Raw genomic sequence first — 8207 nt, 5'->3', positions numbered from 1 at the left:
CGCCCCACCGTGATATTAATTCCTTCGCTCGCGCTACTCCGCGACGCTCTCGCGTAATGATTTCACCGGCATCACTTTCACCTGTTTGATCATGTTGTCCTGCACGTCGAGGATATCTATATCGTACTGCTCAATGCGCACGCGGGTGCCCGGGACCGGGATCTCTTCCAGCGCTTCGAGGATAATACCGTTGACGGTGCGGGCTTCATCTTCCGGCAGGTGCCAGTTAAACGCTTTGTTGATTTCGCGAACGTTGGCGCTGCCGTCGATAATCACCGTGCCGTCGTTAAGCGGGGTCACTTCCTCCGCCAGGGTGGGTGACATGGAGGTGGTGAAGTCGCCGACAATCTCTTCAAGAATATCTTCGACGGTGACCAGCCCCTGAATATCGCCGTATTCATCGACCACCAGACCGACTTTCTTTTTATTGCGCTGAAATTTCACCAGCTGGGTGCTGAGCGGCGTGCCTTCCGGAACAAAGTAGATCTCATCTGCCGCCCGCAGCATGATCTCTTTTGTGAACTCTTTCTTCTCCGTCATCAGACGGTAGGCTTCGCGAACGCGCAGCATGCTGATGGCATCGTCCAGCGAATCGCGGTAGAGCACGATGCGGCCATGCGGGGAGTGGGTCAGCTGGCGGACGATAGATTTCCAGTCATCATTGATGTCGATGCCGACAATCTCATTGCGCGGCACCATGATGTCGTTAACGCTGACCTTCTCCAGGTCCAGCACCGACAGCAGCATATCCTGATTGCGTCGTGAGATTTGTGAACGGGATTCATTCACAATCGTGCGCAGTTCATCTTTGCTCAGGGCGCTGCTGATGACGGTATCGGTGCGGATGCCCATCATGCGCATCAGTATGCGGGTGATGGTATTCAGCAGCCACACCAGCGGCATCATCAGCACCTGCAGGGGCGCCAACAGGAAGCTGCTGGGGTAGGCGACCTTTTCCGGATAGAGGGCGGCGATGGTCTTCGGCAGCACTTCGGCAAATACCAGCACCACAAAGGTAAGTACGCCGGTGGCGATCGCGACGCCGGCGTCGCCGTACAGGCGCATGCCGACGATGGTGCCCAGCGCCGAGGCGAGAATGTTGACAAGGTTATTGCCGATCAGCACAAGGCTAATCAGGCGGTCCGGCTTGCGCAGCAGCTTCTCCACGCGCTTGGCGGGGCGGTTGCCTTGTTTCGCCATGTGGCGCAACCGGTAGCGGTTCAGCGTCATCATGCCGGTTTCGGAACCGGAGAAATAGGCAGAGATAATCACCATGACGATCAGCGTTATGATCAGCGTGGTGGTGGAGATATGTTCCACGTAGGATTCCTTAAAAGACTTAGCTCACGAACTGCTGCAGCACGCGGCTACCAAAATAGGCCAGCGTCAGCAGACCGGCGCCAGCGACGCTGAACCAGACCACACGACGTCCGCGCCACCCTTCATGATAGTGCCCCCACAGCAGGACGATATAGACGAACCACGCAATAATCGACAGCACCGCTTTATCGATATTTTCGCTGCTGAACAGATTGTGCATGTAGAACAGGCCGCTGCACAGCGTCAGGGTCAGCAGCACCACGCCGACCTGGGTGATGTGGAACATTTTGCGCTCAATGCTCATCAGCGGCGGCATTTCGCTGCTGAAGGCCAGCTTTTTATTCTTGAGCTGGTAGTCGATCCACGCCAGCTGCAGCGCATACAGTGCGGCAATGATCAGCGTGGCGTACGAGAAGAGCGACAGGCCGATATGCACCAGCATCCCCGGGGTGGTTTCCAGGTGAGTGATATATTCGTTAGGCACGAATGTGGCGAAGGCCAGGTTGATCAGCGCGAAGGCATAGACGATAGGCAGCAGCAGCCAGCCGCGATTGCGCGAGGCCACGATAGTCATCACCGTACAGATCATCAGGCTGACCAGCGACCCGACGTTCAGTAAGCTGAGATTTTGCCCGCTCTCGCCGCCGGGGAATATCCGTGCTTCCAGCGCAAAAGCATGGCAGATCAAGGCGATAGTCGCAGATAAAATCGCCATTCGCCGCCAGCTGCTGTTTTTTTGCAGCAAGCCGGGGATAATCAGCGCGAGGCTGACGGAGTAGGCGACAAGGGCGAGTAGAGCAAAAACAGGCATAGGTGTCGGCTGTTGGCTAAATAAGAAAGAGAAGCAGTATAACGTTAGCAGGCCTCTGCTCCAACCGTTGCAGCACATTCAGATTGATGTCGTGTTATACTCCGCCACATTCGTTTTGTGTGTCGCTGCGGCGACCGACCGTTTCCACCTCAGGCGAGAGACAATGTTTGATAATTTAACCGATCGTTTGTCGCGTACGCTGCGCAACATTAGCGGCCGCGGACGCCTTACAGAAGACAATATTAAAGACACCCTGCGCGAAGTGCGCATGGCGCTGCTGGAAGCGGACGTTGCGCTTCCGGTGGTCCGTGATTTCATCAGCCGCGTCAAAGAGAGCGCGGTCGGCCATGAAGTCAATAAAAGCCTGACCCCGGGTCAGGAGTTCGTCAAAATCGTCCGCAACGAGCTGGTGGCGGCGATGGGCGAAGAGAACCAGACGCTCGACCTGGCCGCGCAGCCGCCGGCCGTGGTGCTGATGGCTGGCCTGCAAGGTGCTGGTAAAACCACCAGCGTCGGTAAGCTGGGGAAATTCCTGCGCGAGAAGCACAAGAAGAAAGTGCTGGTCGTTTCCGCGGACGTTTACCGCCCGGCGGCGATCAAACAGCTGGAAACCCTGGCCGAGCAGGTCGGCGTCGATTTCTTCCCGTCTGATGTCGGGCAGAAGCCGGTTGATATCGTCAACGCGGCGCTGAAAGAAGCGAAACTCAAATTCTACGACGTGCTGCTGGTGGATACCGCCGGTCGTCTGCACGTTGACGAAGCGATGATGGACGAAATCAAGCACGTCCACGCCGCCATTAACCCGGTTGAAACCCTGTTCGTCGTCGATGCGATGACCGGTCAGGATGCGGCGAATACCGCGAAGGCCTTTAACGAAGCGCTGCCGCTGACCGGCGTGGTGCTGACCAAAGTGGACGGCGACGCCCGCGGCGGCGCGGCGCTGTCGATTCGCCATATTACCGGCAAGCCGATTAAATTCCTCGGCGTCGGCGAGAAAACCGAAGCGCTGGAGCCGTTCCATCCGGACCGCGTCGCTTCCCGTATCCTCGGCATGGGCGACGTGCTGTCGCTGATCGAAGATATCGAGAGCAAGGTTGACCGCGCGCAGGCCGAGAAGCTGGCCTCGAAGCTGAAGAAAGGCGACGGTTTCGATCTGACCGACTTCCTTGAGCAGCTGCGCCAGATGAAAAACATGGGCGGTATGGCCAGCCTGATGGGCAAGCTGCCGGGTATGGGGCAGATCCCGGACAACGTGAAAGCGCAGATGGACGACAAAGTGCTGGTGCGTATGGAAGCGATCATCAACTCGATGACCCTGAAAGAGCGCGCTAAGCCGGAAATCATCAAAGGTTCGCGTAAGCGCCGTATCGCCGCCGGCTGCGGCATGCAGGTGCAGGATGTGAACCGTCTGCTCAAGCAGTTCGACGACATGCAGCGCATGATGAAGAAGATGAAGTCGAAAGGCGGCATGATGAAGATGATGCGCGGGATGAAAGGGATGATGCCGCCAGGCTTCCCGGGTCGTTAAAAACAAGGGCATAAGGCTATCTTGTTTGCCATTTTAGCGCCGGGGTGTGCTCGCCATCCTCACGTACTACCTGTACGTTACAGTGGTTGCGCACACGCTGGTACTAAACTGGCTGCACCGCCGACGGCCTTTTACAGCAGACTTATCAACTGCTGATTGCATTTTCCCCAGAAATCAGTAAAATTTTCGGGCTTTTAATATGACACCGGGCTCCGTTCCTCGATGGGGCCCGGTTGTTTTATTCACACAAGAGGATGTTATGGTAACTATTCGTTTAGCACGTCACGGCGCTAAAAAGCGTCCGTTCTACCAGGTTGTTGTCACCGACAGCCGTAATGCACGCAACGGTCGCTTCATCGAGCGCGTTGGTTTCTTCAACCCGATCGCTAACGGTGCGGAAGAAGAAACTCGCCTGGATCTGGATCGTATCGCTCACTGGGTTGGCCAGGGCGCTACTGTTTCCGATCGCGTTGCCGCGCTGATCAAAGCCGCTAACAAAGCAGCTTAATCTGTCACGGTGGTCATGATGAGCAAGCAACACACCGCGCAAGCACCTGTTGATCCGATCGTATTGGGGAAAATGGGTTCTTCCTACGGTATCCGTGGTTGGCTCAGAGTGTTTTCCTCCACCGAAGACGCCGAAAGCATTTTTGACTATCAGCCCTGGTTAATCCAGAAGGCGGGTCAGTGGCAGGTCGTTGAGCTGGAAAGCTGGCGCCACCACAATCAGGACATCATCATCAAGCTGAAAGGCGTTGACGATCGTGATGCCGCGAATCTACTGACTAATTGCGAAATTATCGTGGATTCATCGCAGTTGCCGGAGCTGGAAGAGGGTGACTACTACTGGAAAGACCTGATGGGCTGCCAGGTAGTTACGACGGAAGGCTATAGCCTCGGTAAAGTCATCGATATGATGGAAACCGGGTCGAATGACGTGCTCGTCATCAAGGCAAACCTGAAAGATGCATTTGGTATCAAGGAGCGGTTGGTTCCGTTCCTCGATGGGCAGGTTATCAAGAAAGTCGATCTCACTACGCGTACTATCGAAGTAGATTGGGATCCTGGTTTTTAAATTCTCCGGATAAACGGTAAAAGACGGCGCTATGTGGATTGGCATAATTAGCCTGTTTCCTGAAATGTTCCGCGCAATTACCGATTACGGGGTAACTGGCCGGGCAGTAAAAAATGGCCTGCTGAGCATCGAAAGCTGGAGTCCTCGCGACTTCACGCATGACCGGCACCGTACCGTGGACGATCGTCCTTACGGCGGCGGACCGGGGATGCTAATGATGGTGCAACCCTTACGGGATGCCATTCATGCAGCAAAAGCCGCGGCAGGTGAAGGCGCGAAGGTGATTTATCTGTCACCTCAGGGACGCAAGCTTGATCAAGCGGGCGTCAGCGAACTGGCAACGAATCAGAAACTGATTCTGGTGTGCGGTCGCTACGAAGGGATAGACGAGCGCGTAATCCAAACCGAAATTGACGAAGAATGGTCAATCGGCGATTACGTTCTCAGCGGTGGTGAGTTACCGGCAATGACGCTGATTGACTCCGTTTCCCGGTTCATTCCGGGAGTACTGGGCCATGAAGCATCGGCAACGGAAGATTCCTTTGCTGATGGGTTGCTGGATTGCCCCCACTATACCCGTCCTGAAGTGTTAGAGGAGATGGAAGTACCGCCAGTATTGCTGTCGGGAAACCATGCTGAGATACGTCGCTGGCGTCTGAAGCAGTCGCTGGGCCGCACCTGGCTTAGAAGACCTGAACTTCTGGAAAACCTGGCTCTGACTGAAGAGCAAGCAAAGCTGCTGGCGGAGTTCAAAACTGAACACGCGCAACAGCAGCATAAACATGATGGGCAGGCGTGAGCCCCCAATATCAGTTTACCCAGGATAAGAGATTAAATTATGAGCAACATTATTAAGCAACTTGAACAAGAACAGATGAAGCAGGACGTACCTTCCTTCCGTCCGGGTGATACCGTGGAAGTGAAAGTATGGGTTGTTGAAGGTTCCAAAAAACGTCTGCAGGCATTCGAGGGCGTGGTTATCGCTATTCGTAACCGCGGTCTGCACTCTGCATTCACTGTTCGCAAAATTTCCAACGGCGAAGGCGTTGAGCGTGTCTTCCAGACTCACTCTCCGGTAGTTGACAGCATTGCTGTTAAACGTCGTGGTGCTGTACGTAAAGCTAAACTGTACTACCTGCGTGAGCGCACTGGTAAGTCTGCTCGTATCAAAGAGCGTCTTAACTAAGATTCGCTTTCGCGACATCCTGACAAAAAGGGCTGGCCTCAGGGCCGGCCCTTTTTTTATCTTTGTTGTAACCATCGTGATGTAAATCATTTACAATACGCCCTCTATACGGAGGGGCGGTGGTCAGCAACAGTTTTCAGCAAACGACACCTAAACGGCGAGCCGCCTGGCTGGCGCTGTTGGCGATCCTGCTGATCGTGGTGGCCCCCCTGATCTCCGTCTCCCTGCAAAAAGACCCCATGAGCGCCATGCCCGGCATGCACCACGCCATGATGATGGATAGCTCGTCCGCGAGCATGGCGCAGATGCCCGGGCACAAGATGGCAATGATGCACAGCACAGACGGCGCTACGCATACCGGACACGAAATGCCGCTGGACCATGCCGAAGCGTGTGGCTATTGCGTGCTGTTAGCCCATGTCCCGGGGCTCCTTTTCGCGCTGGCGCTGTTCGTCGCCATGCTCCTGCGGCGCATTCGCCTGCCGGTTTCTCGCCCGGTATTAAAGCACTGGCACTACTTTCCCTGGCTCTACCCCGAAACCCGCGCCCCGCCGCGGTTGTCTGCTTTTTCCCTTTAATAAAAATCAATCTGCGCACCGCGCAACGACCTCTTTTGCTTTAAAAAAGGAAAAGTATGACAACCTGCACCTCGCGCGCGGCATGGCTGAACCTGCTGCGTCGCCTCCATTTCTATATTGGTCTGTTTATCGGACCGTTTATCTTTGTCGCTGCCCTGACCGGCACGCTGTACGTGGCGACGCCGCAGCTGGAAAACTGGCTCTATCACGACGCGCTGCATGGCCTTGCCGAGGGGACTCCGCAGCCGCTCAGCGCCCAGATTGCGGTGGCCGAAGAAGCGACCCAGGGCAATCTGCGGCTGCTGGCGGTGCGTCCGGCGCCTGCGTTGGGCGAGACCACGCGCATTATGTTTGCCGATCCGGGTCTCGGAGAGTCGGAATCCCGGGCTATTTTTGTCGATCCGATCGCGCTGCGGGTGAAGGGCGATATGACGGTCTACGGCACCAGCGGCATCCTGCCGCTGCGCCAGTGGATTGATTATGCGCATCGCTCTCTGCTGCTGGGCGACAGCGGGAGGTTATACAGCGAACTGGCCGCCTCCTGGATGTGGGTGGCCGCGCTCGGAGGCATTGCCCTGTGGGCGATGACGCGTCCAAAACGGCGGCTGAATAACGCCCTGCAGAACCATCGTCGGCTGCACGTGACGCTGGGCTGGGGCTTACTGGTGGGTATGCTGCTCTTCTCCGCCACCGGCCTGACCTGGTCGCAATGGGCCGGCGGCAATGTGGACAAAATGCGGGCAGCGTTCGGCTGGCTGACGCCGCAGGTCAATACCCAGCTGCATGGCGAGATGCCGATGACGCACGATCCCCATGCCGGACATCATATGGATGCGATGGCCATGGCCCAGCATCAGCCGGCGCTGCAGTTGGCCCAGTTTGACCAGGCGCTGGCGGCGGCCCGTCAGGCGGGGCTGAACGCCAGCCGGCTGGAGATCCGTCCGCCAGTGTCAGACGACCGCGCCTGGACGGTGAATGAGATCGACCGTCGCTGGCCGACGCAGGTGGACGCGGTGGCGATCGATGGCGCCACGATGCAGGTGGTGGATCGCACGCGTTTTGCCGACTTTCCGCTGATGGCGAAGCTCACCCGCTGGGGCGTCGATTTCCATATGGGGATCCTCTTTGGTCTGGCGAATCAGCTGCTGCTGGTGGGATTTGGCTGCGCGCTGTGCGTTACCATCGGGGTGGGGTACCGGTTATGGTGGATCCGCCGTCCGCCTCAGGCCGCCTGGGATCCGGCGCATTCGCTGCTGCAGGCGTGGCTGTCGCTCGCCTGGCCTGCCCGAAGCCTGGTGCTTGGGCTGGCGTTTGCCCTTGGATTGGCCATGCCGTTAATGGGAGCCAGCCTGTTGCTGTTCATTGCCGTTGACTACCTGCGCTGGCGCGCGGCAACGGCAATGAGGATGATGAAGTCCAGCGACTAAGTGAAGACTTACGGAGTGCTGATGACCACCGTTACCCGGCGGTTTTCGGCGCGCCCGGCCGCCGTGTCGTTGCTGGCGATCGGGTATTTTTTGCCAAGGCCGCGGGTGACTAAATTACTGCGTGGGACATGAGCGCCTTCCGCCCAGGCATCGGCCACGCTGTTGGCCCGCTTAAGCGACAGGGCTTCATTGTAGCTATCTTCACCATAATTATCGGTATGGCCTTCAAGGCGGCTATGGGTGATCCCGGTAGGCCCCCCCCCCCCCCCCCCCCCCCCCCGC

Annotated in this window: 10 protein-coding genes; 7 read left to right on the top strand and 3 right to left on the bottom strand. The window is 57.0% G+C overall.

The window, feature by feature from the left end; genetic code table 11:
* Positions 1–33 precede the first annotated feature (33 nt).
* Both HMPREF9538_RS03980 and HMPREF9538_RS03985 read right to left on the bottom strand, forming a co-directional pair.
* Positions 34–1320, bottom strand: a complete 1287-nt coding sequence (locus HMPREF9538_RS03980; protein ID WP_004149392.1) for an HlyC/CorC family transporter — start codon at positions 1318–1320, stop codon at positions 34–36.
* A 19-nt stretch (positions 1321–1339) separates the two neighbouring features.
* On the bottom strand, positions 1340–2131 hold the full coding sequence (locus HMPREF9538_RS03985; RefSeq protein WP_002914153.1) for a cytochrome C assembly family protein: 792 nt from the start codon (positions 2129–2131) through the stop codon (positions 1340–1342).
* A gap of 163 nt (positions 2132–2294) precedes the next feature.
* Between HMPREF9538_RS03985 and ffh the strand changes: the two genes are divergently transcribed.
* The 7 genes from ffh (at position 2295) to HMPREF9538_RS04025 (ending at position 7925) form a co-directional block, all read left to right on the top strand.
* Entirely contained in the window at positions 2295–3659 is a 1365-nt protein-coding gene (ffh, locus tag HMPREF9538_RS03990) for a signal recognition particle protein (protein ID WP_002914152.1), read from the top strand.
* Between the two features lie 259 nt (positions 3660–3918).
* Positions 3919–4167, top strand: coding sequence for a 30S ribosomal protein S16 (gene rpsP, locus HMPREF9538_RS03995; RefSeq protein ID WP_002914149.1), 249 nt, complete (start codon positions 3919–3921; stop codon positions 4165–4167).
* Between the two features lie 18 nt (positions 4168–4185).
* A complete protein-coding gene (rimM, locus tag HMPREF9538_RS04000; RefSeq protein ID WP_004150977.1) occupies positions 4186–4734 on the top strand; it encodes a ribosome maturation factor RimM in 549 nt (182 codons plus the stop codon).
* Positions 4735–4765: 31 nt separating this feature from the next.
* On the top strand, positions 4766–5533 hold the full coding sequence (gene trmD, locus HMPREF9538_RS04005; RefSeq protein ID WP_002914147.1) for a tRNA (guanosine(37)-N1)-methyltransferase TrmD: 768 nt from the start codon (positions 4766–4768) through the stop codon (positions 5531–5533).
* A 39-nt stretch (positions 5534–5572) separates the two neighbouring features.
* Complete coding sequence (gene rplS / locus HMPREF9538_RS04010) at positions 5573–5920, top strand: 50S ribosomal protein L19 (protein WP_002914145.1); 348 nt, start codon at positions 5573–5575, stop codon at positions 5918–5920.
* A gap of 119 nt (positions 5921–6039) precedes the next feature.
* Positions 6040–6498 carry a DUF2946 domain-containing protein gene (locus HMPREF9538_RS04020; protein ID WP_002914119.1) on the top strand — a complete coding sequence of 153 codons (459 nt, stop codon included), beginning with the start codon at positions 6040–6042 and terminating at the stop codon, positions 6496–6498.
* 56 nt (positions 6499–6554) lie between these two features.
* A complete protein-coding gene (locus HMPREF9538_RS04025; protein ID WP_002914118.1) occupies positions 6555–7925 on the top strand; it encodes a PepSY-associated TM helix domain-containing protein in 1371 nt (456 codons plus the stop codon).
* Positions 7926–7933: 8 nt separating this feature from the next.
* Here HMPREF9538_RS04025 and HMPREF9538_RS30565 read toward each other — a convergent pair.
* Positions 7934–8207, bottom strand: a 274-nt coding sequence (locus tag HMPREF9538_RS30565) for an OmpA family protein (RefSeq protein ID WP_009486139.1), incomplete at its 5' end; no start/stop codon positions are given.

This window comes from Klebsiella sp. MS 92-3 (assembly GCF_000195655.1).
Taxonomy (GTDB): Bacteria; Pseudomonadota; Gammaproteobacteria; order Enterobacterales; family Enterobacteriaceae; genus Klebsiella; species Klebsiella pneumoniae.
Note: the sequence above shows the minus strand (reverse complement) of the source record. Positions and strands in the feature narration are given on the sequence as shown.